This window comes from Streptomyces sp. MS06, assembly GCF_047200655.1.
In the GTDB taxonomy this organism is placed as follows: Bacteria; Actinomycetota; Actinomycetes; order Streptomycetales; family Streptomycetaceae; genus Streptomyces.
In genome coordinates this window covers 1-968 of record NZ_JBJZOJ010000151.1, presented here as the reverse complement: position 1 = coordinate 968, position 968 = coordinate 1, and the positions used below count along the sequence as shown (strand labels likewise).

Below are 968 nucleotides of genomic sequence, written 5' to 3'. Positions count from 1 at the left end.
CAGGACGGTGGGGGGCAGCAGCAGGGTGGCGGTGGTGGTCAGCAGCAGGACAACGGCAACGGTGCGGCGGGGCCGGTGGCCGCGGACTTCGTGGACATCACCAAGGTCCGGCCGAACGTGCCGCGTGCGCCGCGCAACAGCCGCAACGCCTCGACGGGGACGTTCTCCGTGGACTGCGGCGTGAACGAGAACAACGTCTTCAACACCGACAACCTGATCGTGGCGCCCGGTGTCGACAACGGCGCCCACCACACCCACGACTACGTGGGCAACCAGGGCGTGGACGCCTTCTCCAGCAACGACAGCCTGGACAAGGCCGACACCAGCTGCGACGAGCAGCGCGACCGCTCCGCCTACTACTGGCCGGTGCTCCGGTTGCAGGACGGCACCCGCGAGTTCGACGCCGACGACCTCGGCGGCGGAGCCGAGGGCAACGTCGGCAAGATCCTCAAGGCCCGCAAGGCCGAGATCACCTACGTGGGCAGCCCGCGCGGCAAGGTGGTGGCGATGCCGAAGTTCCTGCGCATCATCACCGGCGACGCCAAGGCCTTCACCAACGGCACCAAGAACGCCAACGCGCACTGGAGCTGCACCGGCTTCGAGAACAAGGTCCAGCTCACCGACAAGTACCCGATCTGCCCCGACGGCAGCAGCGTGGTGCGCTCCTTCGCCTTCCAGAGCTGCTGGGACGGGCAGAACATCGACAGCGCCAACCACCGCACCCACGTCGACTTCGCCGACCGGAACGGCCGCTGCCGCAACGGGTTCAAGGCCATCCCGCAGCTGACCATGCGGCTGGTGTACGACGTACCGGCACCCCGGGTGCAGAACGGGCAGGTGAAGAACCCCTACGCGGTCGACGGCTTCCAGGAGCAGCTCCACAAGGCCATCACCGACCACGACGACTTCATCAGCGTCATGGACGACGGCCTGATGAACAAGGTCGTCAAGTGCATCAACTCCGGCCG

Annotated in this window: 1 protein-coding gene; it reads left to right on the top strand. The window is 67.1% G+C overall.

Going from position 1 to position 968, the window contains the following annotated elements; all coding sequences use genetic code 11:
- The coding region (locus ACL02U_RS32875; protein ID WP_412794673.1) for a DUF1996 domain-containing protein at positions 1-968 on the top strand (968 nt) is incomplete at both ends.